General features: G+C 60.3%; 24 protein-coding genes. 18 read left to right on the top strand and 6 right to left on the bottom strand.

The genetic code is table 11. The features are described from left to right. Window positions 1-20: 20 nt before the first annotated feature. Entirely contained in the window at window positions 21-1,517 is a 1,497-nt protein-coding gene (locus tag RA302_RS24485; protein ID WP_230587729.1) for an MFS transporter, read from the bottom strand. A gap of 236 nt (window positions 1,518-1,753) precedes the next feature. Next, window positions 1,754-2,389 carry a TetR/AcrR family transcriptional regulator gene (locus RA302_RS24480; protein WP_037127430.1) on the bottom strand — a complete coding sequence of 212 codons (636 nt, stop codon included), beginning with the start codon at window positions 2,387-2,389 and terminating at the stop codon, window positions 1,754-1,756. Window positions 2,390-2,624: 235 nt separating this feature from the next. On the opposite strand from RA302_RS24480, the gene RA302_RS24475 reads away from it, so the two are divergent. From RA302_RS24475 to lipA, 8 genes are all read left to right on the top strand, one after another. After that, on the top strand, window positions 2,625-3,608 hold the full coding sequence (locus tag RA302_RS24475; protein ID WP_030538053.1) for a thiamine pyrophosphate-dependent dehydrogenase E1 component subunit alpha: 984 nt from the start codon (window positions 2,625-2,627) through the stop codon (window positions 3,606-3,608). Further along, window positions 3,605-4,627 carry a transketolase C-terminal domain-containing protein gene (locus RA302_RS24470; protein WP_007735418.1) on the top strand — a complete coding sequence of 341 codons (1,023 nt, stop codon included), beginning with the start codon at window positions 3,605-3,607 and terminating at the stop codon, window positions 4,625-4,627. Before RA302_RS24475 ends, RA302_RS24470 begins: the two co-directional genes overlap by 4 nt. 25 nt (window positions 4,628-4,652) lie before the next feature. Then, on the top strand, window positions 4,653-5,966 hold the full coding sequence (locus RA302_RS24465) for a dihydrolipoamide acetyltransferase family protein (protein WP_030538054.1): 1,314 nt from the start codon (window positions 4,653-4,655) through the stop codon (window positions 5,964-5,966). Window positions 5,967-5,991: 25 nt separating this feature from the next. Then, on the top strand, window positions 5,992-7,089 hold the full coding sequence (locus RA302_RS24460) for an alcohol dehydrogenase catalytic domain-containing protein (RefSeq protein WP_007735420.1): 1,098 nt from the start codon (window positions 5,992-5,994) through the stop codon (window positions 7,087-7,089). A 25-nt stretch (window positions 7,090-7,114) separates the two neighbouring features. After that, window positions 7,115-8,152, top strand: coding sequence for a phosphotransferase family protein (locus RA302_RS24455; protein WP_030538055.1), 1,038 nt, complete (start codon window positions 7,115-7,117; stop codon window positions 8,150-8,152). 72 nt (window positions 8,153-8,224) lie between these two features. Next, complete coding sequence (locus RA302_RS24450; RefSeq protein ID WP_030538056.1) at window positions 8,225-9,436, top strand: acyl-CoA dehydrogenase family protein; 1,212 nt, start codon at window positions 8,225-8,227, stop codon at window positions 9,434-9,436. Window positions 9,437-9,490: 54 nt separating this feature from the next. Then, window positions 9,491-10,531: a phosphotransferase family protein gene (locus tag RA302_RS24445; protein WP_030538057.1), complete on the top strand. Its 1,041-nt coding sequence runs from the start codon at window positions 9,491-9,493 to the stop codon at window positions 10,529-10,531. Between the two features lie 31 nt (window positions 10,532-10,562). Further along, the gene (lipA, locus tag RA302_RS24440) at window positions 10,563-11,549 is read left to right on the top strand and encodes a lipoyl synthase (RefSeq protein WP_070159868.1); all 987 of its coding nucleotides are present in this window, start codon (window positions 10,563-10,565) and stop codon (window positions 11,547-11,549) included. Between the two features lie 78 nt (window positions 11,550-11,627). Here the strand turns inward: lipA and RA302_RS24435 are convergent, their stop codons facing one another. Then, a complete protein-coding gene (locus RA302_RS24435; protein WP_007731333.1) occupies window positions 11,628-12,149 on the bottom strand; it encodes a MarR family transcriptional regulator in 522 nt (173 codons plus the stop codon). Window positions 12,150-12,243: 94 nt separating this feature from the next. Here RA302_RS24435 and RA302_RS24430 point away from each other — a divergent pair, with 94 nt between their 5' ends. Continuing rightward, window positions 12,244-13,212 carry an NAD(P)/FAD-dependent oxidoreductase gene (locus RA302_RS24430; RefSeq protein ID WP_037125744.1) on the top strand — a complete coding sequence of 323 codons (969 nt, stop codon included), beginning with the start codon at window positions 12,244-12,246 and terminating at the stop codon, window positions 13,210-13,212. Here RA302_RS24430 and RA302_RS24425 read toward each other — a convergent pair. Together RA302_RS24425 and RA302_RS24420 are read right to left on the bottom strand one after the other, a co-directional pair. Continuing rightward, window positions 13,170-14,090, bottom strand: coding sequence for a TIGR01777 family oxidoreductase (locus RA302_RS24425; protein WP_030535152.1), 921 nt, complete (start codon window positions 14,088-14,090; stop codon window positions 13,170-13,172). The genes RA302_RS24430 and RA302_RS24425 overlap by 43 nt on opposite strands. After that, window positions 14,087-14,764: a TetR family transcriptional regulator gene (locus RA302_RS24420; RefSeq protein WP_037125824.1), complete on the bottom strand. Its 678-nt coding sequence runs from the start codon at window positions 14,762-14,764 to the stop codon at window positions 14,087-14,089. The genes RA302_RS24425 and RA302_RS24420 overlap by 4 nt, the downstream gene beginning before the upstream one ends. 145 nt (window positions 14,765-14,909) lie before the next feature. Here RA302_RS24420 and RA302_RS24415 point away from each other — a divergent pair, with 145 nt between their 5' ends. Both RA302_RS24415 and RA302_RS24410 read left to right on the top strand, forming a co-directional pair. Further along, window positions 14,910-15,314, top strand: coding sequence for an EVE domain-containing protein (locus tag RA302_RS24415; RefSeq protein ID WP_030535154.1), 405 nt, complete (start codon window positions 14,910-14,912; stop codon window positions 15,312-15,314). Between the two features lie 12 nt (window positions 15,315-15,326). Beyond that, window positions 15,327-15,773: a MarR family transcriptional regulator gene (locus RA302_RS24410; protein WP_003940281.1), complete on the top strand. Its 447-nt coding sequence runs from the start codon at window positions 15,327-15,329 to the stop codon at window positions 15,771-15,773. Window positions 15,774-15,779: 6 nt separating this feature from the next. Here RA302_RS24410 and RA302_RS24405 read toward each other — a convergent pair whose 3' ends face one another. Then, the gene (locus tag RA302_RS24405; protein WP_007731342.1) at window positions 15,780-16,433 is read right to left on the bottom strand and encodes a TetR/AcrR family transcriptional regulator C-terminal domain-containing protein; all 654 of its coding nucleotides are present in this window, start codon (window positions 16,431-16,433) and stop codon (window positions 15,780-15,782) included. A gap of 96 nt (window positions 16,434-16,529) precedes the next feature. Here RA302_RS24405 and RA302_RS24400 point away from each other — a divergent pair, with 96 nt between their 5' ends. The 7 genes from RA302_RS24400 (at window position 16,530) to RA302_RS24370 (ending at window position 24,675) form a co-directional block, all read left to right on the top strand. Further along, complete coding sequence (locus RA302_RS24400) at window positions 16,530-16,991, top strand: MaoC family dehydratase (protein WP_030535155.1); 462 nt, start codon at window positions 16,530-16,532, stop codon at window positions 16,989-16,991. 28 nt (window positions 16,992-17,019) lie between these two features. Beyond that, entirely contained in the window at window positions 17,020-18,192 is a 1,173-nt protein-coding gene (locus RA302_RS24395) for an acyl-CoA dehydrogenase family protein (protein WP_030535156.1), read from the top strand. A 9-nt stretch (window positions 18,193-18,201) separates the two neighbouring features. Further along, window positions 18,202-19,335: an acyl-CoA dehydrogenase family protein gene (locus RA302_RS24390; RefSeq protein ID WP_030535157.1), complete on the top strand. Its 1,134-nt coding sequence runs from the start codon at window positions 18,202-18,204 to the stop codon at window positions 19,333-19,335. A 131-nt stretch (window positions 19,336-19,466) separates the two neighbouring features. After that, window positions 19,467-21,395 carry a molecular chaperone HtpG gene (gene htpG, locus RA302_RS24385; RefSeq protein WP_030535158.1) on the top strand — a complete coding sequence of 643 codons (1,929 nt, stop codon included), beginning with the start codon at window positions 19,467-19,469 and terminating at the stop codon, window positions 21,393-21,395. A 153-nt stretch (window positions 21,396-21,548) separates the two neighbouring features. Continuing rightward, a complete protein-coding gene (locus RA302_RS24380) occupies window positions 21,549-22,088 on the top strand; it encodes a DinB family protein (protein WP_030535159.1) in 540 nt (179 codons plus the stop codon). Window positions 22,089-22,180: 92 nt separating this feature from the next. After that, on the top strand, window positions 22,181-23,761 hold the full coding sequence (locus RA302_RS24375; protein WP_030535160.1) for an FAD-binding oxidoreductase: 1,581 nt from the start codon (window positions 22,181-22,183) through the stop codon (window positions 23,759-23,761). After that, window positions 23,758-24,675, top strand: a complete 918-nt coding sequence (locus tag RA302_RS24370) for a diacylglycerol kinase (protein WP_030535161.1) — start codon at window positions 23,758-23,760, stop codon at window positions 24,673-24,675. The genes RA302_RS24375 and RA302_RS24370 overlap by 4 nt, the downstream gene beginning before the upstream one ends. Window positions 24,676-24,678 lie beyond the last annotated feature (3 nt).

The raw sequence follows: 24,678 nt of genomic DNA, 5'->3' as shown, positions 1-24,678 counted from the left end.
TCTCAGATAGTCGATTCAGATCAGGTCAGTGCTTCCACAGACTGGGGCTTTCGGCCGTGCGGCATGAGGAGAGTCGCGGCGAGTCCGACTATCGCCAGACCTGCTGCAACGAAATAGACTGTTGTGTAGCCAATTCCAGCGTAAATAGGCGTTCCGTCGGCAACCGTTGCAATGTTCAGGGCGAGGATGGCAAAACCAATCTGTACAGCAACAGCACTGCCGACGGATCCCACCACATTGACCGTCGAGGCTGTGACGGCCTGCAGTCGAACCGGCGCGGCGGCGATCACCAGGTTGGGTATTGCCGCACTGATCAGACCGGCCCCGAATGCATATACCAAGTATCCCAACAGTATCGGCCAGAATTCCTTGTGGGAGAGGGCGAGTGATGCGGAGCCGATCGCCATCAAGGCGAAGCCGATCCAGTTCGGCAGGCGTGCGCCCCGACGTTCTGCGATTATGCCGACAAGCAACCCCATTGCGACGGTGGCCACGCCGGCCGGTGTGGTCAACCGCGCCATGTAGCTTGCGCTTTCCCCCAACCCGTAGGTAACGCCGAGGGCGATGGGTGTCTGAACGATGAAGGACAACAAGACGAATTGGAGAACGATGACGGCCTGGCCGGTAAATTGCGCGACCAGTGTCGTCACGACAGCGCGACCACGCAGCACCGCAATGTCGATCAGTGGGTTCTCGATTCGCTTTTCGTATCGAGCCCATCCGATGAAAATTGCCACCGCGGCGATGGCGCAGAGAAGTGTCTTCCACGACGTCCAGCCCCACGTTCCGCCTTCGCCGATGCAGTACAGGAGGAGTGCGATCGAGAGCCCGAGCATGATCCCACCAACCCAGTCGATGGACGTTTTCACTCGGATCGGGGACTCGGGAACAACGAGCATGACCAAGGCACCCAAGAGCACAGGGAAGAGTGCCAATGCGAAGAACACTCCGCGGAATCCGAAATTGTCGATCAAAACTCCGGCAATGACAGGACCGGTGATCGTGGTGACACCAATTCCAGCGGTTGTCATGCTGACCGCCATCGCCAGCATCCGCTTCGGGAAGATGTCGCGCATCAGCGAGTAGGTTATCGGCACGATTGCAAGACCGAGTCCTTCAACGGTACGACCGACTAGTACTACGGAAAAGGTCGGCGCGATTGCGACGATCAGCGAGCCTGTTGCCATGCAGGCGGTTGCGATCAGAAGCCATTTCTTCTTGCCGTCTCGATCTGCGAGCTTGCCGATCAACGGTGCGCTGATAGCGCCGGAGAGTGTGAACAGTGTTGACACCCAAGCGATGTTCGAGGTCTCGAATGAACCGGCCATGCTGGGGAGTGCAGGCGTCACCAGATTGAACGCGTATGCGACTTCTTCGGACAGAAGGCAGAGGATCAGGAGGATTCCGACCCAGCCGGCGGTTGATCGATTTCCCACGCCTTCTATCGCGAGAGTGGGGTTTTCGGAGGAAGACTCCGATGGAGTCGAGGAAGGATTATCCGTGGATGGAGCGGTCATCGTGGCTCCTGCATCTTTCTGACGGGAAGACGGGGCAGTGAGCGGGACAGTCGGCGCGGCGAGTGTGCAGACCCACTGAAGCATTTTGTGATGTGAGGCACAGTAAAATGGATCGATTGATTCTGTCAAGTGATCCACTAAATTTTTCCCGAGAAAATTGCAAAAGCGCGCACGGAGACGGCGCGTTCTGTGGGTGGTGGATCCGCAACCCTACCCGGGAAGATCCATCCACAAAGCTAGGTCCGGGTTGGATCCATGAGTGACTCGAGTCCGCCTGCGACAAAATCCGCCAGTGTGTCGAATCGACCGTTGGATAGCGCGCGAGATCCCTCGATGCTTGCGTCCGACCATCGTGCCGCCATCACGATCAGCGTGTTCACGGTGAGTGACCAGTTCAGTTCGATCGCGGTGTCGTCGGCTGAGGGGTAGGCGCGTTCGAGTAGTTTGCGCAGCAACTCTGCTGTGTCGTCCTTGACGGGGAATAGCCGAGGATCGTTGGCGAGGCTGAGTTGGCCACAAATAGTCAGCCACCGAACACCTTTGTCAGGTTCCTGATCGAGGAACTGGCGATACGGCAGTGCCAGGAGATCGACGATCTGCCTCGCTGTCGGAACGGTGTCGGAATCGACCATGTTCTTGGCCAGGCGATGAATGTGCGCGAGCACTTCGGCGCCGGAGTCGAGGAGGACGGCGTCGAGGATCGCGTCCTTGGATCCGAAATGATAGTGCGCGGACGCTGCTCCCAATCCGGCTTCGGCATTGATCGCTCGAATCGAGACGGCCTCGACTCCCTCTGCTGCGAACAGCTTTGCCGCTGAGTCGATCAGAGCACGGCGAGTTGCTGCGCCGTCGCGTGGACTGGATCGTGGCATTTCCGCAACCTTTCGGTTTGTTGACCCCATCATATCGCGATGTCGCGGCCTGATTTCCGGCCTGCTGACCCGGTGATGTCTGAGTAGATCTCAGTCGATTTAGAGAATGCACTTGATTGAATCATTTGATCCACATATGGTGATGTGACAGCAGCCACACGAATGGCAATCGATGCCGGGTTGTCAAAGGCGCGAACCTCGTACTTGCATGTCGGACTGTCAGAAGGAGATCGGAATGGCCACGCACACAAGCGAACAGCTGACCGAAGTAGTGGAACCGGAGTCACTCGACCCACGGTTGGCGATCGACATTTTCACCGTCATGGCCCGTGCGCGTGCGATCGAGGACGCGGTGCAGATTCACATCCGGGACCACGGATTTGCCGGATTTTGGCATCCGGGCAAAGGGCAGGAAGGTGCTGTCGCTGGAGCGGTGGCAGCCATGCGAGACGACGACTATCTGTTCTATCAGGGAAGAGGAGCCACATGGCCGCTTGCCAAAGGGATGGCGATGGGGCCGATCATCGGTGACCTGCTTGGAAAAGTGACAGGTTCTACCGGCGGAAAAGGCGCCGGGGTTCCTCACTGGGCAGATCCGGCGCTCGGAATCATGGGGGAGGGGGCGACGCTCGGATCGGTGTATCCGGTGGCAGCAGGCGCGGCGTTGTCGGCGCAAATGAGAGGCACCGGGCAAGTTGCGCTGGCTGACTTCGGCGACGGAACGGCGGCACGTGGCACCTTCCATGAAACTCTGCTCGAGGCATCGCGGTGGAAACTACCGCTGGTCTACTTCTGTGAGAACAATGGAATCTCGGTAACCACCTCTTTTGAGTCTGTAAGTCCGACAAGCACTATCGCCGAACGGGCGTCTGCATACGGGATTCCGGGAGTTCGCGTCGACGGTCACGACGCCGTCGCTGTCTACCATGCGACACAGACCGCGATCGATCGAGCGCGCGATGGTCATGGGCCGTCGTTGATCGAGGCAGTCGTCACCCGGGTCGGCGGACACTGGGAAGGCGACGCGCAGAAGTATCGCCCGGAAGACTTCCTGTCGACGTACCGAGATCCGTTGGACATCATGCGTTCTCGACTCGATGCTTCACTGGCCGACCAGATCGTCGCCGCAGCACGTGCGGAAGTTGCCGAAGCGCTCGCCGAGGCAGAAGCCGCTCCTTTGCCTGACCCCTCCGTTATCATGAAGGACGTTTTTGCATGACTATCACTGACGACACGTCTGTCAACCGCACGGCTCCGGAAACTACGGTGCAAAGCTACGAGGCCGCACAGGGTGCGGCGATTGCCGAAGAGATGCGCCGTGACCCCTCGGTGTTTCTCATGGGGCAGGACATTGCCTCAGGCGGGTTCTTCGGCGGAACCCGAGGCCTGGTAGAGGAATTCGGCCTGGACAGGATCCGAAACACCGGAATCACCGAAGCATTCATGGTGGGTGCAGCTGCCGGTGCCGCCATGACCGGAATGCGTCCGATCGTTCAGTTGGGGTTTGCAGACTTCAGTTTGATCGCCGGGGACGAGATCTTTCAGAAACTGGGTAAGTGGCGCCATATGCACGGTGGTCAATTCGAACTTCCCGCTGTGATCATCATGCCGATCGGGCCGAGCGGTGGTGCAGGACCAGAACATTCGGGTTCGATGGAGATGCTACCGATGCATTTTCCGGGACTCAAAGCAGTTGTCCCGTCCAATCCTGCCAACGCGAAAGCCCTACTCAAGGCCGCAATCCGGGACCCAAATCCTGTTCTGTACTACCCAAGCAAGCAGCTCAACTTCAAACGGGGTGAGGTATTCACCGATCCCGAGTACGTAATGCCCTTGGGTAAAGCATCGATTCCACGGCGTGGCGACACAGTGACCGTCATCAGCTATGGATGTATGGTGCCTCGCTCGCTCGAAGCAGCACTCGTGCTGGCTGCGGAGGGTATCGAACTCGAGGTCGTCGACCTGCAGACGCTGGTTCCGCTGGACCACGACACGATCATCGCGTCGGTGATGCGGACCGGGCGGGCGATGATCGTTCACGAGGCGCCGAGAACCGCTGGTCCTGGCGCCGAGATCGCTGCGCTCATCCAGGAGCGTTGCTTCTACTGGCTCCACGCTCCGATCGCGCGTCTCGGTTCTGTGGATGCGCCTATTCCGGCGAGTCGGTTCCTCGAAGATCATTGCTTCCCAAGTGTTTCCGACATCATCGAGACGGCCCGTCACCTGGTTCGCGACTAATTACTCGACTACGAGGACATTCACCATGCTCACACTATTCGACGTCCACATGCCCCACATGGGGTCGGTGGAATTCGCGTTGCTCACCGAATGGCTGCTCAAGCCTGGGGACAGGGTCGCCGAGGGCGATCCGCTTTGTGAGGTGTCGACCGACAAGGTCGACACCGAAGTCGACTCGCCAACTTCGGGAATCCTCATCAGCTACGTTGCCGCAGTGGATCAGGAGGTTCCTGTCGGTGACGTCATTGCTCGATTTGCCTCACTCGACGCCGACCCGGTAGCCGTCGCGCAAGCCATTGCCGGTGAAGATGCAGTCGGTGAAGATGTCGCGCCGGCGGCGCCGACATCGGGTCCGATCGCGGGTCCGTTCCCGATCTCGCCGGATCGGGCTCTCGAGAGCGCGGCCCCGACAGTCGCCGCCGAGGGTTCTCGCCCACCCAACGATTCACTGGTGTTGGCTGCGTCGTGGTTCTCTCCGGTCAATCGTCCGCCCGAAGGAAGTCGACGCCTCCGCCTCGATTCGGGCTCGACTGATATGTCGCTGGAGAGCAAGAGCGAATTCTTGCCGGGAGCCAGGGATCGAGTACCGGAAGATGCTGACACCGTGGCGATTCCCGCCGGATACGAGGCGGTGACCTACACGGCTATCGAACACACTCGCCTGCGTAGGGCAATCGCCAAGAATCTGACAGAATCGTGGAATACGGCTCCTCAATTGACGGCGCAGGTTGATGTCGATTTCACTGCGGTCTCAGTAGCCCGAGCGAAGATCAACCGTGAGAGATCAGCTCGAGGTGAAGGGAAACTCAGTTTCCTTCCCTTTGTCGGTCACGCACTGTGCCGGGCGCTCGCAGACCACCCGGATGCCAATGCCACGTTCACGGACAAGCACCTCGTGCGATGGAACACTGTCAACCTGGGAATTGCCGTGGACACTCCGGACGGACTGATCGTCCCCGTCATACGTGATGCGCAGAATCTCGAACTGGAGGCACTGTCGGACGCAATAGTCGCGACCAGTAGTGCGATACTCTCGGGTTCCGCGCAGCCGGAGGATCTTTCGGGCGGAACAATTACGATCAGCAACTCGGGAAGTGTCGGCGGCGTGGTCTCGACTCCGATCCTGACTCGTCCGCAAGTTGCCTCGATCGGTCTCCCAGCCATCGTGCGTACCCCCGTCGCGCGAAAGAGCGTCGACGGTGAATCCGAGCTCCTCACCATCAGGCCCATTGCACGACTCGGATTGACCTTCGACCACAGGGCATTCGACGGCGCCGAAGCCTTGCGCACGCTGATGTCCGTACAGAAGTATCTCGAACAATGGCCGACAAAATCGTAGGCACTTCTCGACGTGAGGACATCAGATGAGGGCAGCAGTGCTTCGAGGTGGAGACGTCATACTTGCCGACATTCCGGAGCCGTCACCGGGACCGAATCAGCTTCTGGTGGAGCCGATAGCCACCGGGATCTGCGGCAGTGATCTTTCGGCCTGGCAGCACACCGATGATTTCCTGGCTGCGCATCGTGAGGCGGACGTGCCGGGAGCGCTGTTCGATCCGGCGCACGATGTTGTATTCGGACACGAGTTCACTGCAACGGTGACCGAGTTGGGAACCGGAGTGGTCGACTACGCAGTCGGTGACCGTCTGGTGGTTCTGCCGTGGGTCGTTGACGACGATGGATTGACTCATACAGTCGGATACTGCAATTCGAAGCCGGGAGGGCTGGCTGAAAGGGTTGTTATCCAGGCTGGAGGGCACCTGCACATCCCTCCGGACGTGGATCCGGTTACCGCTGCAGCGACCGAACCTCTCGCTACTGGTGTTAACGCCGTGCTGCGTTCACGAATCGTTGCCGGCGCCGCCGCAGTGGTGACCGGTTGCGGGCCTGTGGGACTCGGCGCAGTCATCGAATTGGCGCAACGTGGCGTTCACCCCATCGTCGTATCCGACCCTTCGGAACTTCGACGAACTGTGGCTTTGGCGTACGGGGCCGATGTGGCAGTCGATCCGAGGCACTCGGATCCACTGAGCACACTTGCAGGAATGATTCCGGCAGATACCGAAGTATTTGTCTTCGAAGCATCCGGAGCGCGGAATCTACTGGGTTCCTTGATGTCTGTCGTTCCACCGTTCACACGCATTGTGATTGTCGGATCGGCAATGGAGCACGAGTCGATTCGACCCGTAATCGGGATTCTCAAGAATGTGAGTTTGGAATTCGTGGGTGGTCCGGGGCGTGGAGAACATACGTACCAAGCGTTTTCCCGAACTTTCGAACATATCGTGGAGCGTCGTTTCGATCCGGGATTGATGGTCACGGGCTTTGCCGGGCTGGATGCGGTGAGTGAGGTGTTCTCTGCGCTGCGCCCGGCCGCGGGTGACGAGATAGAGCACGTGAAGGTTTTGGTTCGGCCCGACCTGCCCGCCGGTGCGGGTGTGGTGCGTTGTGGCGTCGAGTAACGGACTATGGGATGAGGACGTTGTAATGAATGAGGTTGAATCAATAGCGGAGAGCGAGCAGTTCAACGCCGACTTGGTTCGGTCCAGGTTGGTCGAGATGGGCGAGTTGGGTACGGGCGAGGAACTGACTGTGCGACTATTGGCAGGCGGTCGATCCAACCTGACGTTCGAGTTGGCGAGTAAGTCGAGAAGATGGATTCTGCGTCGTCCGCCGATCGGTCACCGTCTGGAGACTGCTCACGACATGGGTCGGGAAGTGACCGTTCAGCGAGCCCTCGCGGAAAGTGCTGTCCCGGTTCCGCGGATCGTGTTCTCCGAGGAGTTCGACGCGACATCGGGTGGAAGTTTCTACGTCATGGACAAGATCGAAGGTCAGGTGTTGCGAACCGATGACGACTTCGCTTCCGTGGACGAGGGCAATCGCTCCGAGTTGGCGCATCGCTACGTCGATTGCCTGGCTGCACTGCACACGCAAGACTTTCGTAGCCTGGGTTTGTCTGGTTTCGGTAGGCCGGAGGGTTACCTCGAGCGCCAGGTACGGCGATGGAGCAAGCAGTTGGCGTCGTCGAAGTCCCGCGATCTTCCGATGTTGGAAAAACTGGGGGCGCGGGTCGCGTCGTCGATTCCGGGGCAGTCTGCAACCTCGATCGTTCACGGCGACTTTCGATTCGACAACATGATTGTTCGGTTAGGTGCCCCGTCGGACATTGTCGGAGTGCTGGATTGGGAGATGTCAACACTGGGTGATCCGTTGACAGACTTGGGTTTAGTCCATCTGTTCTGGTCGGGATGGGCGGGTATCGATAATCCGATTGCCGGGACGCCCTCTGCGCATGAGGGTTTCCCCTCGTTCGACGACCTTGTCGAAAGATATTCCCTAGGTACCGGGTTCGATACCGATGCGCTGCAGTGGTATTCGAGCTTCGCATTCTACAAGATGGCAGTGATTCTGGAAGGCATCCATCTTCGCTTCGTCAATGGGGAAACAGTCGGCGACGGTTTCGAGGACATCGGCTCGATGGTCGTTCCTTTGGCAGAGCGCGGGCTCTCGGCACTTGCGTAGCCGAAAATTGTTGTGAAACAGTAATTTCTGATCTCGGTCGTACTCGGCCCACGAAGGGTGAAGGTGTGTGACATGGACTTCGAGTTCGACGCGAAGACTATTGATTTGAAGGAACTCGCGTCGGCATTCATGGACGAGTTCGTTTTTCCTGCAGAGCATTTCTTCCACGACAACCCGGAAGCTGGGGATCGGCAGTGGGAGCGTCCGGCGGTGATGGCGGAGCTGAAGGAACACGCGAAGGCGCGGGGGTTGTGGAATTTGTTTCTTCCGCACGATCCGCGTGGTGCGGGACTGTCGAATCTGCAGTACGCACCGTTGGCCGAGGTAACGGGTTGGAGTCCTGAGGTTGCGCCGGAAGCGTTCAACTGCAACCCGCCCGATACCGGGAACATGGAGTTGCTGACGCTGTTCGGGACTGAGGCGCAGAAACATCGGTGGCTCGATCCGTTGTTGAACGGTGACATCAGGTCGGCGTATTGCATGACGGAGCCGGATGTGTCGTCGTCTGATCCCGCGAACTTGACCTGCTCAATCACTGATGAGGGTGATTGTTGGAGGATCAATGGACGTAAGTGGTGGTCGACCGGCGCGATGAGCAGCGATTGTGCGTTGTTGATCGTGATGGGGGTGTCAGATCCTGATGCGGATCCGCGGTCGCGCCACAGTTTGGTTCTGATTCCGCGTGAGACTCCCGGCGTGCGTATTGTCCGGGGGCTGAAGATGTTCGGCTTCACTCACGGTGCCCATGGCGGTCACGCGGAGGTGCATTTCGAGGACGTGCTTGTTCCCAAGGACCACATGCTCGGCGAGCGTGGTCGGGGGCAAGCGTTGGCGCAGGCCAGGCTTGGTCCGGGGCGCATTCATCACTGCATGCGCATGATCGGGATGGCAGAGCGTGCGATCGAGTTGATGTGCCGCCGGGCGAACGAGCGTGAGGCCTTTGGTAGGTCTTTGGCGGATCAGGGGATCATTCAGCATTGGATTGCGCAGTCCCGTGTGAAGATCGATCAGTTGCGGTTGTTCGTTCTGCGGACTGCGTGGTTGATCGACACAGTTGGGGCGCGTGAGGCGCGTACGGAAATTTCGGCTATCAAGGTGGCTGCCCCGGATGCTGTGGGTTGGGTGATCGACAAGGCAATTCAAGTGCACGGCGCCGGCGGAATGACGCAAGACTATCCGCTGGCGATGTTGTGGGCGCAGGCTCGGACCATGCGTTTCATCGACGGCGCTGACGAGGTTCATCGGATGGTTGTCGCGTCACGAGAATTGCGCCTTCATCGATAGCGGTCCGGGTTTCACGAATGACGAATCGATGCCGAATGGGGATAACTGGTGGGAATGCAACTCCCATTCGATATCGGTGAGATTCGACGGCGTCTGATCGACTGTGGCGAGTTGGATCGGTACTCGCGATTCAGTGCTAACAAGGTTTCCAGTTCGCCGCCGGGTCAGGCCTACTCCTTGACCAGCGGTGAAGGAGCATGGATCTTGCGCTGTTCGTCGAGCAGTGATGACAGTCTTGGAACACGAGGAATTCGAGCGGAGGCCACTGCGCTGCACATGCTCGAAAAGAGCAGCATTCCAGTACCTCTCCTTGTCTACCGGGACGAAGTCTCTGGATTGGTCGTCTCTCGACGGGTGCATGGATCATCTCTCCGGACCGACATTCAGTTAGCCGACGTCGAGATCGGCGCGAGAAGCCTGGTAGCGAACTCATTTGCCGACACGCTTGCCGGGATTCATTCGCTCGAAGTCGGCCTCAACGGTGTGAGTGCTCTCCCCGGGATGTGCGGGGAACTGCACAACTACTTGTCCGAGATTGGAATAAGGCTCGCTCGGCACGAATTGAGTGTGAGGCCTGCGTTGAACGCGCTCCTCGATTCCCTCGCGCGATCGGTGCCGGCGCCGCAGAAGCCCTGCTTGCTCCACGGCGAATATCGTCTGGATCGAACGATTTTCGACCTCGCCGACTCCCCACTATTGCGCGCAGTGACAGATTGGCGTCGAGTAGGTTTCGGTGACCCGCTGTTGGACGTTGGTATCGCTTACGTTTTCTGGGCAGGTTTGAGAGGAATTCGCAGCGTTGTATCGGGTTGCCCTTCAGTTCATTTCGGATACCCGGCATTCGAGCAGTTGTTGTCCCGGTATCGAAGGTCAGTTACCTTCGATGTCGATACACGCGTGTTGCCGTGGTTCTACTCGGTGGGGTTTCTCGAGGTTGCTGCACGTGTGCTCGAACTGTGCGATGAGAGACGCGAATGGCTCTCGAGCACAAATAGATTCGGCGATGTGTCGGCCTTGGTGACACCATTGATCACCCGCGCAGTTGCAGCCTTGGAAGGCAGTCACCTTGCCGCATCTTTTGTGCTCACGCGATGACAGAGACCCAACGAATGCTTGGAGGAAAGTCGTGACGCACGACAATCGAACCACCGGGGAGGGGCGCAAGCTGCTCCGTCTCGAGATCCGAAACGCGGAGACGCCCATCGAACGCAAACCCAACTGGATCAAGACCCGAGCAAAGATGGGCCCCGAGTACACGGAGCTCGAGGGCCTGGTCAAGCGTGAAGGTTTGCACACCGTCTGCGAGGAAGCGGGCTGCCCCAACATCTACGAGTGCTGGGAAGACCGCGAAGCCACGTTCCTGATCGGCGGCGAGCAGTGCACACGCCGCTGCGACTTCTGCCAGATCGACACCGGCAAGCCCGAAGCCCTCGACCGCGACGAGCCCCGTCGCGTCGCGGAAAGCGTTCAGGCCATGGGCCTTCGGTACTCCACGATCACCGGCGTCGCCCGCGACGACCTCCCCGACGGCGGCGCCTGGCTCTACGCCGAGACCGTCCGCAAGATCCACGAACTCAACCCGGGCACCGGCGTCGAGAACCTGGTTCCGGACTTCAACGGCAAGCCCGAACTGCTCGACGAGGTCTTCGCCTCACGCCCCGAGGTCCTCGCACACAACCTCGAGACCGTCCCCCGCATCTTCAAGCGGATCCGTCCGGCGTTCCGGTACCAGCGCAGCCTCGACGTCATCACCGCAGCACGCGACTACGGACTGGTCACCAAGTCCAACCTGATCCTCGGCATGGGCGAAACCCCTGAAGAGGTCACCGAGGCGATGGCAGATCTCCACGCCGCCGGTTGCGACATCCTCACCATCACCCAGTACCTGCGCCCCTCGCCCCGGCACCACCCCGTCGAGCGGTGGGTCAAGCCCGAGGAGTTCGTCGCACACTCGAAGGCTGCAGAAGAGATGGGCTTCGCCGGCGTCATGGCCGGTCCGTTGGTTCGCTCGTCGTACCGCGCCGGCCGCCTGTATGCGCAGGCCATGGCACATCACGGCCGTGAACTTCCCGAGGCGCAGCGTCATCTGACCGAGGGCGGCGACGCTTCCTAGGAGGCCAGCTCACTCATCGCACGCCTCGTCGTCGATATCTAGTGCGCCGACGTCAGTTCGATACAGGAATTGGGCGACTCAGGTACGCGAACGGGCATCGCTCATCCGATCGAGCCCACTTTCCATGGATACTGCCAGTCGCTCGAGTGCGGCAAGGACCTTCCCCCGGTCCCGGCCGAGTTGGGTGAACAATTCACCGTGAGCGGCGAGTTCGCGAGGAAAGACGTCGTCGACGACAGCGTTTCCCTGGACCGTCATCGTGATCAGTGCAGATCGCCTGTCTTCGGGATTGCTTGTGCGGGAGACGAGTCCTCGCTTCTCGAGTCGCGCGAGTGCCTTGCTGACCCCGGCCCGAGACATACCGAGGCGTTCGGCGAGACGAATCGCGGTGACCGGTTCCTCGGCGTATCGCAGTGGCACAAGCAGTTCCACTTCCGACACGGTGAGATCCGCGGTTTGGTATACCGGTTCGACTGCTAGTTCGAGAAGCGCCGTAATCCGTTTGAGTTGCGCGACTACTTCCATGGGCGAGGTGTCGAGGTCGGGATTGTTTTCGGCCCAGAGGTTGCAGGTACGGGAGCGGAGTGTTGGTTCGTTCACGATTCCTCAACGTTGTTAACCGGTAAACAAATTTGCTAGATTGCCAGAATAGCCCACCGTCTCGGGTGGGACGATCTGCGGACTGGGGGAGCACATGAGGTTCGACGTGGTGATTGTCGGTGGCGGTGCGGCGGGGTTGAGTGCCGCGCTTGTTCTGGCTCGGGCTCGGCGGCGAGTGATGATCGTCGATGCAGGTAACCCGCGCAATGGTGTCTCCGAGCACCTGCACGGGTACCTGACGCGGGATGGTGAGAGTCCTACGCAATTACTTGCGGCCGGCCGCAAGGAGGTTCTCGAGTACGGCAGCGAAATGACGACTGGCACCGCAATCCGAATCGAGCGCACGGACGACGGTGGATTTCTTGTGCAAACCGACGCGACTGCGTCGCTGGAGGCACGGACTGTTCTGGTTGCTACTGGGTTACGTGACGAGCTGCCGAACATCGCTGGGCTGCAAGATCGCTGGGGCGTCGACGTTCTGCATTGTCCCTACTGTCACGGGTACGAGGTTCGAGATTCCCCGATCGGTGTGCTCGGTGGTGGCAATAGGCCGTTCACCATTCATCAGGCGTCGTTGGTGCGTCAATGGTCGGAGGATGTCGTCTTCTTTCCCAACCGTATCGAGCTGACGGGAGCCGAACGGGAGCGGCTGATTGCCAGGGGGATTCGCATTGTCGAAGGCGATGTGGCTGGCGTGTCGGTTGGCGATGGTCGATTGGACGGCGTCGAACTGGCCTCCGGTCAGGTAATTCCGCGAAGCGTAGTGTTTGTCGGCCCACGGTTTGTTCCGCGAGGCGATCTGTTGACTGACCTGGGGTGTGAAGCCGACGAAAATGGTTGGGTGGTAACTGATCCTGCAGGCAGCACAAGTGTGCCTGGAGCCTGGGCCGCGGGGAATGTGTCGGATTCTCCGGCGCAGTTGATCACCGCCGCCGCTGCCGGATCAAAGGCTGCGATTGCACTGAATCACTATCTGCTCGAGCAGGATATCGTGCGAGCGGTTGCGATCGCAGCCGAACTTCAGCCGAGTGAAACCGGAAGCAACCCTCGCGGGGTCTCTTGAGCGATCTGGTTCAGCGCAGACTCCAACGTCGGAAATTGATACTGGAAGCCGCTGTCCGCGAGCACCCCTGGTGAAACCCAGCGACTCTTCGTTACCAGTTCAGCCTCGGTGCGGATGATTCGTGCGCCGAACTCGAGCATCCAGCCCGGCGTCGGAAACCCATATTGTCGGCCAAGTTTCGCTCGTACCATCCGCATCATGTCGGTGTTGGTTACCGGATACGGGGATGCGATATTGACCGGGCCTGAGATCTCCGGATTCTCGTAGACGTGGATGATCGCGCGAATGACGTCGGCGATGTGAATCCAGCTGAACATCTGTCGGCCGTCGCCCATTCGTCCGCCGAAGCCCATTCGGGCGAGGTTGACGAACGGATTGATCGCCCCACCGCCGGCTCCGAGGACGATCGACATCCGAAGTGCCACTTTGCGAACAGGCGTTGGGGCTGAGAACAATTCGTGTTCCCACGCTCGCGCGACCGCTACGGAGAATCCCTTTCCCAGCTCTCCGTTCTTCTCGTCCATCGGTCGATCCCGCGCGTCTCGATAGATCGTGCCGGTACTGGCATTCGCCCAGAGCGAGGGTGGCTGCGGTGTACGGGCCAGTGCGCGACCCAACAGTGCGGTCGTTTCCACGCGGGAGGAGAAGATGTCGTCGGCATTGCGCTTGTTGTAGCGGCAGCTCACGGAGCGGCCGGCGAGGTTGACGAGCAGATCCGTGCCGCTGAGTACATCGGCGACGCCGTGCTCGTCGGACCACGTGGCATCGCTCGTTCCTCCCCGGCCGATCGTCCGAACGTCGACCCCGTTGGATTCGAGCGTTCGAAGAAGGTGTTGGCCTACGTAACCCGACGCACCACAGACAACAACGGTCTTCATGGTTTTGTGTTCCCCTCTGCAGAAACGACTTTTGTCATCAGGGCGGCGACATCGCCGACCAGACCTCGTGCCACTGGCAGCCGGGCGAGTGTGAGCGCTTTGGCGATGATCGGTACCAGGCCGTCGACCAGGGATCGGGTGCGCGTTTGCCCCGGAGATGAGTCGGTAACCCAGTGCAGCGTCACGCCCAGATAGCTGAGCCACAAGAGTGTGGGGAGCTGGGTCTCCAATGACGACGGCGTCTTCTGCTTCGACGCCGCCAGTGCTTGGCGCATCAATTCGACGGCGATCGATCTCGCATCGGTCGACTCGGCCGAGAACGGGCTGGACTGTGATGTGGTGGGCAGGGCAACGTGCAGAAACGTGCTGCCGAAGCCGTGATAGGGCCCCATGACATCGAGTCCGGTGTGCAGAACAATCCTGAGATTTTTTGTCAGTGACCCACCTTCGCGAAGGAGTGGAAGCGCCCGCGCGCGGTGATCGCGTTGGATGACGAGATACAGCTCGTGAACCAGTTCGTCTTTACTGGCGAAATAGTAGTAGGCGTTCCCGAGCGAGACCTCTGCCTCATTTGCGATCTTGCGCATGGTCGTCGCTGCGAAGCCTTCGTCGCGGAAGAGCCGCAATGCTGTTTCCACCAGCTTTTCCCTGGTCTCGATCCCGCGACTACTCATCGACACTCCTTCTTTGAACATGTTCAAGTGCAGCGTACGCCCTGGAGTTGAACACGTTCAAGAGTGGATCTGTTGCGGGAAAGATAATAAGCGCGCATACTAAATGTATGAATGAATGTGCTTTCGGTTCGCCAGGGGGCCGGCGATGAATGCCTGGTTAGGGGTTGTCTCTGCCGAACATGTGCGTCGCGCAGTGGATCTCGGTATCGCACAGATCGGGCACGGAAAGAGAGCTGGTTTGGTACGGATGAAAGCAGGTGACGTGCTTGTCTATTATTCGCCGGTCGAGTCCATGGGCGACCGAGATCCGTTGCGCGAGTTCACAGCTCTCGGTGTGATCGAAGAGGGTGAGATCTGGCAGGCGGACGAGGGGTGTTTCAAGCCGTTTCGGCGGCGAGTTAGGTACGAACAGTTCAACCCCGTTCCTCTCGACGCAGTCCGGAGTCGATTGGCGCTGACCTCGGCACCGAATTGGGGGTATCAACTCCGGCGTGGCTTGATTCCGTTGGATGACAACGACGTCGAGGTTCTGCGTTCGACGACGAGCTGACACACTGGCGCTGTGGCGAAGAAACTGGAAACCGACTTCGAGGACGCGGACGAGAGTCCCGGTCTGATGTTGTGGCGTGTCACCAATGCTTGGCAAGCCTCGATTCGCGCGGCGCTGCGACCTTTCGACCTGACCCACGTGCAGTTCGTTCTGCTCGCCGCACTGACCTGGCTGGATGCAGAGACGCCGATAACTCAACGCGGTCTTGCCGAGTACGCGCGCACCGACGCGATGATGACGTCACAGGTGATTCGGACCCTCGAATCCAAGGGGTTTGTCGAACGACGTCCACATCCGACCGATGCTCGTGCTCGCTCGCTTGCCGTCACGCCGGTGGGTGCGGCCTTGGCCGGCAGGGCGAACCGCGCGGTGGAATCTTCGGACCGGGAATTCTTCGCCGCTCTGGGGGATCGTCAGGCGGCCTTCGTTGCGATGCTCGGCGCGCTTGATCGACGGTAACAACCCTCAGTTTCGAGGAGGTTGCTCTGTAGTTCTTTGCAGCAGTGCGTATTTGGCTTCCAGTCCGTCCAGTAGGGATTCCAGCGCGAGTTCGAAACTGGCACCGTCGATTTCCGCAGCACGCTCACGCAACAGATGTGCTCGCGTGAGGTGCGGGTAACGCTCGGCGTAGATCGCAGGATCGTCCACGAATCCGCCGGAGAACGTCGCCGTCGCAGCACCCATGACCACGTACTTGACGGAAGCGCCGATCAGCGTTGCCGTGCGCTGTGGCCATCCGGCGCGCACCAGTCCGCCATGGATGGCGTTCGCGCGATCGAGGGCGATGGGCCTGACGCTCGGACCGTAGGCCAAGTAGGGAACGATATTGGGATGCTTGCCCAGGGCGGCGTGGTAGGACCGCGCCCACGTGCGTAGCGCGCCGCGCCAATCGTCGGAGTCGAAGCCGCTCACGTCGACGGACTCCATGATGACGTTCGCGACGTCGTCGAGTAACTCGTCCTTGTTGGCGTAATGGCTGTACAGCGACGGTGCCTGTACGCCGAGAACAGTGGCGAGTTTGCGCATCGAGAAGTCGGTCAAACCGTGCTCGTCCACCAGTTTCAGGGCGGTGTCCCTGATGATCGGCTTACTCAGTAGTGGAACCCGCGGTCGCGCCATCGCCCAGAACCCTTTCGTCTGAAAGTACTGGACAACCTTACACTGTGAGTTTATTATCCAATTAACCTAACAGTGTTCGGGAACGTGGAGGATCAGATGACACGGGTGTTCGAGAACAAGTCCGATCTCCTGGGGGCGGTCGGTGAAACGCTGGGCTCGAGCGAGTGGGTCGAGGTCACCCGCGAGATGGTCCATCAATTTGCCGACGCGACCGGTGACCATCAGTGGATTCACGTCGACGACGTAAGGGCAAAGCGTGAATCACCTTTCGGTGGACCAATTGCGCACGGGTATCTGACGCTCTCACTCCTGCCGCTTCTGTCGAAGTCCGTGTATCGCATCGACGGCGCGAAAATGGTCGTCAACTACGGGTCCGACAAGGTTCGATTCCCGAGTCCGGTGCCAGTCGGGGCCAAGGTTCGAAATACCGCAGTGCTCTCCGCAATCGAAGAATTGCCGAACGGTTCACTACAGAGTCAGATCACCAACACCGTCGAGATCGAAGGCGTGGGCAAACCTGCCGTCGTTGCGCAGACCGTCGCGCGAATCTTGTTCTGAAATCCTGCAAGAAGAAAGCAGACTCCACATGAATCTCGAACTGACCACTGAGGAAGTTGCGTTCCGCGAGGAGATGCGAAAGTTCTTCACCACCGAATTCTCGCCCGAACTTCGAGCACGTGCAGCCGGATTCGGAAAGCTGACTCGTGAGGACATCGTTGCGGGTCAACAGATTCTGAACGCACACGGGTTGGCGGTTCCACACTGGCCGGTCGAATGGGGTGGCAAGGACTGGACTCCGGTTCAGCGCCACATCTATTCCGAGGAAATGCAGTTGGCGTCGGTACCCAACCCGTTGCCGTTCAACGTGAGCCTGGTTGGGCCCGTTATCGCTGCCTTCGGTTCGCAGGAGCAGAAGGAGAAATTTCTCCCCGCTACGGCCAACGCCGATATCTGGTGGTGCCAGGGTTTTTCGGAACCAGAAGCCGGTTCGGATCTCGCTTCACTCAAGACGGCCGCTGTCCGTGACGGCGCGGATTACATCGTCAATGGTCAGAAGACGTGGACTACTCTCGCGCAGCACGCCGAGTGGATCTTCTGTCTGGTTCGTACAGATGCCAGTGCTCAGAAGCGGCAGGCCGGAATTTCGTTCTTGCTCATCGATCTGGCAACTCCCGGCATCACGGTTCGCCCCATCAAACTGATCGACGGCAGCGTCGAGGTCAACGAGGTGTTCTTCGACAACGTCCGCGTCCCTGCGGAGAATCTTGTCGGCGAAGAGAACAAAGGCTGGGACTACGCCAAGTTCCTGCTCGGCAACGAACGCACGGGCGTCACGCGGGTCGGGTTCTCCAAAACTCTTGTCGCCACGGCAAAAGAGAAGGCGCGGGAAGTTCGCGTTGGAACCGGCACCCTCCTCGATGATCCGTTGTTCGCGGCTCGGTTGGCTGAGCTGGAAAACGAACTGCTTGCACTGGATCTGACTCAACTGCGAGTTGTGGCGAGTTCGGCAGACGGCAAGCCGAACCCGGCGTCCTCGCTGCTCAAGCTCCGCGGCTCCGAATTGCAGCAGGCAGCAACGGAATTGCTGATGGATGTTGCGGGTCCGGACTCGTTGCCGGTGAATACGGTCGAGATCGACTCGCCGGAGTGGGCGCAGCAAGCGGCGCCGCGCTACCTGAACTACCGGAAGGTTTCCATCTACAGCGGATCAAGTGAGGTGCAGCGCTCCATCATTGCCTCCTCGATTCTCGGATTGTGAGCATCTGACATGAATTTCGAACTCGACGACGAGCAGACGATGCTTCGCGACACGACGCGTGAATTGCTCAACCGCAGCTACGACGCGGAGAAGCGTAACGCCACCTCGGCCACTGACGAGGGATGGAATGCCTCGGTGTGGAAGCAGTTCGCCGAGCTCGGGCTGCTCGGCCTGCCATTCGCGGAGGCCGACGGCGGGATGGGCGCTGGGCCGGTCGAGACCATGGTCGTGATGACCGAACTGGGCCGCGCGCTTGCACCCGAGCCGTATCTGGGTGGTGTTCTGATCCCCGGCGGTTTGATCGCGGCTGTTGGTTCGGCAGATCAGCGGGCGCGGCTCCTGCCGGCGCTCAGCGACGGGACCACTCTGTCGGCCTTCGCGCATACGGAACCCGGCACGCGCTGGCCGGTCGCCACTGTCACGACCAATGCATCGCAGGAGGGATCGGGGTGGACGATCACCGGCGTCAAGAACCCAGTTCTGCAGGGCGACAGCGCGCACGTCGTGATCGTCAGCGCCACACTTCCAGGCGGCGGCCCCGGGCTCTTCCTGGTGGATGCGGAGGGCCCAGGTGTCACACGGAGCACGTACGCCACCCACGACGGCCGTCGCGGTGCGCAGTTCACGTTCACCGATGCCGCGGCCGAACAGCTTGGTGAGGGCGGCGATGTCACGGAGGCGATCGTCGAAGCAGAGGTTCGGGCGCAGGCAGCTCTGTGCGCCGAGGCGATCGGGATCATGACCGAAGCTCTGCGACTGACGACGGAATACCTGAAGCAGCGCAAGCAGTTCGGTGTTCCGCTCGCGAAGTTCCAGACGCTGACTCATCGTGCGGCCGACATGTACGTGGCGCTTGAACTGGCGAGCAGCATGAGTCTGTACGCCACCATGGCCATCGCCGACGGAGTGATCGATCCGACCATCGCGTCGCGAGCGAAGCTGTCTGTCGGTCGCGCCGCGCATCAGATCGGTCAGGAAGCAATTCAGATGCACGGTGGTATCGGTATGACAGCCGAGTATCCGGTCGGGCACTACGTCTCGCGGCTGGTGGCCATCGAACACACTTTGGGCGCATCGGACGATCACCTCAGGGTGCTGGCCGCCGGCGTCTCGAACTATTCGATGGTGAACGTCACCGAGTAGATCGGTGGTGAAGATAACGGGAGGTCACGCGCAGGTCGCGTGACCTCCCTTTGTCCGTGCGGGCGCCGACCCCCGGTATTCGAGGTCAAGTAAAATTCCTGTGATCAGTCCGAGAAGAGAAAGGGATCGAAGTGACCGCGCATACCGAGCAGCTCGAGTTCCAAGCAGAAACACGTCAGCTGCTGGATCTGATGGTTCATTCAATCTATACGAACAAGGACAGCTTCCTTCGTGAGTTGATCTCCAACGCTTCGGACGCGCTGGACAAGCTCCGCCTCGAGTCTTACCAGGACAAAGACCTCAACGTCGACGTCTCCGATCTGCATATCGTGATCGACATCGACAAGGCAGCACGCACCCTGACCATCCGCGACAACGGCATCGGCATGTCGCGTGACGAGGTCGTCGACCTGATCGGCACGCTCGCCAAGTCCGGCACCGCCGAGGTCCGTCGCAAGCTCAAGGAAGCCAAGGATGCAGCGGCATCCGAAGAACTGATCGGTCAGTTCGGCATCGGCTTCTACTCCACGTTCATGGTCGCGGACAAGGTCACGCTGCTGACCCGCCGCGCCGGTGAAGATCACGCGACGCGCTGGGAATCGACCGGCGAAGGCACGTACACGCTCGAGCATGTGAACGAGGCACCGCAGGGTAGCTCCGTGACCCTGCACCTGATGCCCGAGGATTCCGAGAACGGCCTGCACGACTACACGTCGGAATGGAAGATCAAGGAACTGGTCAAGAAGTACTCCGACTTCATCGCGTGGCCGATCCGCATGGATGTCGCTCGTACGTCGACGCCGGCCGAGGGCGAGGAGCCCGAGGTCACCATCGAGACCGAGACGATCAACTCGATGAAGGCGCTGTGGACTCGCTCCAAGGACGAGGTGTCCGAGGACGAGTACAAGGAGTTCTACAAGCACGTCAGCCACGCCTGGGACGAGCCTCTCGAGGTCATCCCGATGAAGGCCGAAGGTACTTTCGAATACCAAGCGCTGCTGTTCATTCCGTCGACGGCGCCGTTCGATCTGTTCATGCGTGAGCGCAAGGCCGGCATCCACCTGTACGTCAAGCGCGTCTTCATCATGGACGACTGCGAAGAGTTGGTGCCCGATTACCTGCGCTTCGTCAAGGGCGTGGTCGACGCACAAGACCTCTCGCTCAACGTCTCTCGTGAAATTCTGCAGCAGGACCGGCAGATCGCTGCCATCCGTCGTCGTCTGACCAAGAAGGTCCTCTCGACCATCAAGGACATGAAGGCGAACGAGCCGGAGAAGTACTCGACTTTCTGGACCGAGTTCGGACGCGCGCTCAAGGAAGGCCTGATGGCCGATGCCGACAACCGCAAGACGCTGCTCGACATCTCGTCCTTCGCCTCGACCAACAGTGAAGAGGGCGTGACCACTCTCGCCGAGTACGTGGAGCGCATGAAGGACGGTCAGGAACAGATCTACTTCATGACCGGCGAATCTCGTCACCTCATCGAAAGCTCGCCGCACATGGAGGCTTTCAAGGCCAAGGGCCTCGAGGTTCTGGTACTCACCGACCCCGTGGACGAGATGTGGGTCGACGCAGTCTCGGACTTCGACGGCAAGACCTTCCAGTCGATCGCCAAGGGCGAGGTCGACCTCGACACCGAGGACGAAAAGAAGGCGGCCGAGGCCGAGCGCGAAGAGAAGGAAAAGGAATTCGGCGCGCTACTGACGTGGCTGACCGAAACCCTGTCCGACGACATCAAGGAAACGCGTCTCTCGACGCGCCTGACCACGTCGGCTGCCTGCATCGTCGGCGACGCGTTCAGCATGTCGCCGACACTCGAGAAGATGTACAAGGCTTCGGGTCAGCCTGTTCCACACAGCAAGCGCATTCTCGAGCTCAACCCGGAGCATCCGCTTGTCTCGGGTCTGCGGGAGGCGCAGGCCGCCAATGACAATGCAGAGAACCTGACGGAGACGGCTCAGTTGCTCTACGGCATGGCGTTGCTTGCCGAGGGCGGTGAACTGAGCGATCCGGCGCACTTCACGCGCCTGCTGGCCGATCGTTTGGCTCGCACAGTCTGATCTCGTCTAGCTCGCTCGAACTCCCGGCACTCACCTTCATCGGTGGGTGCCGGGAGTTTTTTCTTGATCGTTTTCTAATGAGGACCGTTTCTGTCCGCAATAACTTCTAACGTAGTTCTCACAGGGCACGAACCCACGAGCGAAGGAAACATCATGAACGCACCGATCACCACCGTCACCGGCGAGCGCGCGGATCTCCTCCAGAGCCTGCGTCGGCATCGTGAATTCCTTCTCTTCACCGTCAAGGACCTCACCGACGAGCAGGCCGCTTCGAGGCCGACCGTGAGTGAACTGTGCCTCGGCGGATTGATCAAGCATGTGGGTCAGGCGGAAAAGGGATGGGTCGACTTCATTCTGGAAGGGCCGGCCGGACTTGGTGGGGACTTCGACCCGACCCAGTGGTCGGAAGAGATGCAACAGGAACGAGCGAACGAATTCGCCATGGTCGAGGGTGAAACCTTGGCAGGCATCGTTTCCGAGTACGAGGGGATCGCGGCCAGGACCGACGAGTTGGTGGCCTCGCTGGACAGCCTCGACATCTCGCATCCACTGCCGTCGGCGCCGTGGTTCGAAGCGGGAGCTCGCTGGTCAGCGCGGCGCGCATTGCTGCACATCATCGCCGAGACGGCCCAGCATGCGGGCCACGCGGACATGCTTCGCGAAGCCATCGACGGTTCCAAGACGATGGGTTGATGGATGGATTGATCCACCGGGATGTTTACACATCACACAAATATGTAACACTAGTGTCTATGAGCACCGAAAAGTCTGCCTTGCAACCGCCGATGCAGTGGGACGCCTGGGGCGATCCGGCCAAGAAGCGTGAACTGTCGGACGCAGTCACATCATTGTTGACCGGATTTCTCGGTGTCTCCGCACCGACTCGATCGCGTCTCGCCATCGAAGACGTCCAGGTGGCTCCGTCCGCTATGGCCCAGTCGCATGTCGAAGCGCTGTCCGGGCTGGTCGGGGCCGAGTACGTCAGTACCAAGGATTCCGATCGAATCCTTCGGGCCGGTGGCAAGAGCACCCCGGATCTGCTTCGCCGTCGTAGCGTCGAGCCGCAGGACGCACCGGACGCAGTCGTCACTCCAGGGACAGACGCAGAGGTCGAGCAGGTTCTCCGATACTGCTCTGCCAACCGGATCGCAGTGGTCCCGTTCGGTGGTGGCACCAGCGTCGTCGGCGGGCTCGATCCCATTCGTGACGGGTTCGACGCAGTTCTTTCTCTCGATCTGCGCAGGTTCGATCAGCTTGTCGGGTTGGACGAGGAATCGGGCATTGCGACGTTCGGCGGCGGAACTACCGGCCCACGGGCCGAGGAGCTTCTGCGTGAGCACGGTTTCTCGGTCGGGCACTTCCCGCAGAGCTTCCTGTTCGCCACTCTGGGCGGGTTTGCCGCAACCCGGTCTTCGGGGCAGGCGTCGGCTGGATACGGGCGCTTCGAGGACATGGTCCAGGGCCTCACTGTTGTCACTCCGAGTGGTGTGATCGAGACCGGGCGTGCGCCGGCATCTGCCGCAGGCCCCGATCTGGGTGAGCTCTTTGTCGGCTCCGAGGGCACCTTCGGCGTCATCACGCACGTGCGTGTGCGGGTTCACCGTCTGCCCGAGAGCACCGTGCGCGAAGGGTGGAGCTTCCCCGACTTCGCCACCGGCGCAGCCGCATTGCGTGAGCTGGTCCAGGAAGGATCGGCTCCGACAGTATTGCGGTTGTCCGACGAGGCCGAGAGTGGCGTGAATCTGGCGACCACCGACAAGATCGGCGAGAACGCCTTCACCGGTGGTTGCCTCGGCATCACTACCTACGAGGGCACCGCTTCGCACACCGCTGAACGGATGGCGGAGGCCCGCGCAATTCTCACCGCTCACGGCGGCACGTCGCTCGGTGAGGAGCCCGGAAACAGCTGGGAACACGGGCGATTCGATGCGCCGTATCTGCGTGACGCTCTGCTCGACGTCGGCGCACTGTGCGAAACCCTCGAGACGGCAACCACCTGGGGTAACCTCGCGAACCTGCGCTCCTCGGTCACCGAGGCGCTGACCAAGGCTCTCGTCGAGCAGGGGACTCAGCCGCTCGTGATGTGCCACATTTCGCACACCTACAAGACCGGTGCTTCGCTGTACTTCACCGTTGTCAGCGCGCAGACCGAGGATCCGATCGCTCAGTGGCACAAGGCGAAAACTGCCGCTGGCGATGCGATCATCGCCGCCGGTGGCACGATCACCCATCACCACGCTGTCGGCGCCGATCACCGCCCATGGATGAAGGACGAGATCGGTGAACTGGGCGCGAACATCCTTCGCGCAGTGAAGAATGCAGTGGACCCTGCCGGCATCCTCAATCCTGGAAAGCTGATTCCGTGACCGAAACCCGCAGTCAGATCGAGAAGGTTACCGTCCTGATCAATCCGATGGCGGGACATGGTCACGCGCCTGCGGCAGGACGCAAAGGTGTTGCGCGACTGCGCGCTCGGGGAGTTGCCGTCACCGAGATCATCGGAACCGACGCCGACGACGCCAAGAAATTGGCCCGTCGTGCGATCGAAGACGGTACCGACGCGCTGGTGGTGGTCGGCGGTGACGGTGCCATCAGCATCGGACTGCAGGCTGCCGCGTTGACCGAGACGCCCATCGGGCTCATTCCGGCAGGCACCGGCAACGATCACGCCCGTGAGTTCGGCATTCCCACAGTCGATCCCGAAGCAGCCGCCGATGTGATCGCCGACGGCGTCGTGCAGCAGTCCGACCTGGCGAAGATCACGCTGGCCGACGGTTCCGTCGTCTGGTCGGGAACGATCATCGCGAGCGGATTCGATTCGCTGGTCAGTGAACGGGCCAATCGGATGTCGTGGCCCAAGGGACCGATGCGCTACAACTTGGCGATGCTCGCCGAGTTGGCGAAGATGAAGCCGCTGCCGTACCGGATCGAACTCGACGACGAGGTCATCACGGTGGACGCGACGCTCGTGGCTGTCGGCAACGGCCGCTCGTACGGTGGCGGCATGCTCATCACTCCGGGCGCGTCGAAGTCTGATGGGTTGCTGGATCTGACCGTCGTCGGGCACGGTTCGAGGTTGCGTCTGGTGCGCCTGTTTCCGCGGGTGTACAAGGGAACTCACGTCTCCTTGGATGCGGTGCAGACGTATCGGTCGAAGAAGGTGCGGTTGGTCTCCGAGGGCATCATCGCCTACGCGGACGGCGATCGGGTGGGGCCGTTGCCCATCACGATCGAGGCAGTTCCCACGGCGCTCAACATCTTGACGCACACTCGGATCTGAGTC

The sequence above is a fragment of the Rhodococcus sp. DN22 genome, from assembly GCF_036669995.1.
GTDB lineage: Bacteria > Actinomycetota > Actinomycetes > Mycobacteriales > Mycobacteriaceae > Rhodococcus_F > Rhodococcus_F erythropolis.
The sequence above is the reverse complement of the archived record's forward strand: the minus strand, read 5'-3'. Positions and strand labels throughout refer to the sequence as shown.

Excerpts from the sequence above, each read along its gene's own strand:
- RA302_RS24485 (WP_230587729.1), bottom strand. The coding sequence starts at position 1,517 with ATGACCGCTCCATCCACGGATAATCCTTCCTCGACTCCATCGGAGTCT.
- RA302_RS24480 (WP_037127430.1), bottom strand. The coding sequence starts at position 2,389 with ATGCCACGATCCAGTCCACGCGACGGCGCAGCAACTCGCCGTGCTCTG.
- RA302_RS24475 (WP_030538053.1), top strand. The coding sequence starts at position 2,625 with ATGGCCACGCACACAAGCGAACAGCTGACCGAAGTAGTGGAACCGGAG.
- RA302_RS24470 (WP_007735418.1), top strand. The coding sequence starts at position 3,605 with ATGACTATCACTGACGACACGTCTGTCAACCGCACGGCTCCGGAAACT.
- RA302_RS24465 (WP_030538054.1), top strand. The coding sequence starts at position 4,653 with ATGCTCACACTATTCGACGTCCACATGCCCCACATGGGGTCGGTGGAA.
- RA302_RS24460 (WP_007735420.1), top strand. The coding sequence starts at position 5,992 with ATGAGGGCAGCAGTGCTTCGAGGTGGAGACGTCATACTTGCCGACATT.
- RA302_RS24455 (WP_030538055.1), top strand. The coding sequence starts at position 7,115 with ATGAATGAGGTTGAATCAATAGCGGAGAGCGAGCAGTTCAACGCCGAC.
- RA302_RS24450 (WP_030538056.1), top strand. The coding sequence starts at position 8,225 with ATGGACTTCGAGTTCGACGCGAAGACTATTGATTTGAAGGAACTCGCG.
- RA302_RS24445 (WP_030538057.1), top strand. The coding sequence starts at position 9,491 with ATGCAACTCCCATTCGATATCGGTGAGATTCGACGGCGTCTGATCGAC.
- RA302_RS24430 (WP_037125744.1), top strand. The coding sequence starts at position 12,244 with ATGAGGTTCGACGTGGTGATTGTCGGTGGCGGTGCGGCGGGGTTGAGT.
- RA302_RS24425 (WP_030535152.1), bottom strand. The coding sequence starts at position 14,090 with ATGAAGACCGTTGTTGTCTGTGGTGCGTCGGGTTACGTAGGCCAACAC.
- RA302_RS24420 (WP_037125824.1), bottom strand. The coding sequence starts at position 14,764 with ATGAGTAGTCGCGGGATCGAGACCAGGGAAAAGCTGGTGGAAACAGCA.
- RA302_RS24415 (WP_030535154.1), top strand. The coding sequence starts at position 14,910 with ATGAATGCCTGGTTAGGGGTTGTCTCTGCCGAACATGTGCGTCGCGCA.
- RA302_RS24405 (WP_007731342.1), bottom strand. The coding sequence starts at position 16,433 with ATGGCGCGACCGCGGGTTCCACTACTGAGTAAGCCGATCATCAGGGAC.
- RA302_RS24400 (WP_030535155.1), top strand. The coding sequence starts at position 16,530 with ATGACACGGGTGTTCGAGAACAAGTCCGATCTCCTGGGGGCGGTCGGT.
- RA302_RS24395 (WP_030535156.1), top strand. The coding sequence starts at position 17,020 with ATGAATCTCGAACTGACCACTGAGGAAGTTGCGTTCCGCGAGGAGATG.
- RA302_RS24390 (WP_030535157.1), top strand. The coding sequence starts at position 18,202 with ATGAATTTCGAACTCGACGACGAGCAGACGATGCTTCGCGACACGACG.
- RA302_RS24380 (WP_030535159.1), top strand. The coding sequence starts at position 21,549 with ATGAACGCACCGATCACCACCGTCACCGGCGAGCGCGCGGATCTCCTC.
- RA302_RS24375 (WP_030535160.1), top strand. The coding sequence starts at position 22,181 with ATGCAGTGGGACGCCTGGGGCGATCCGGCCAAGAAGCGTGAACTGTCG.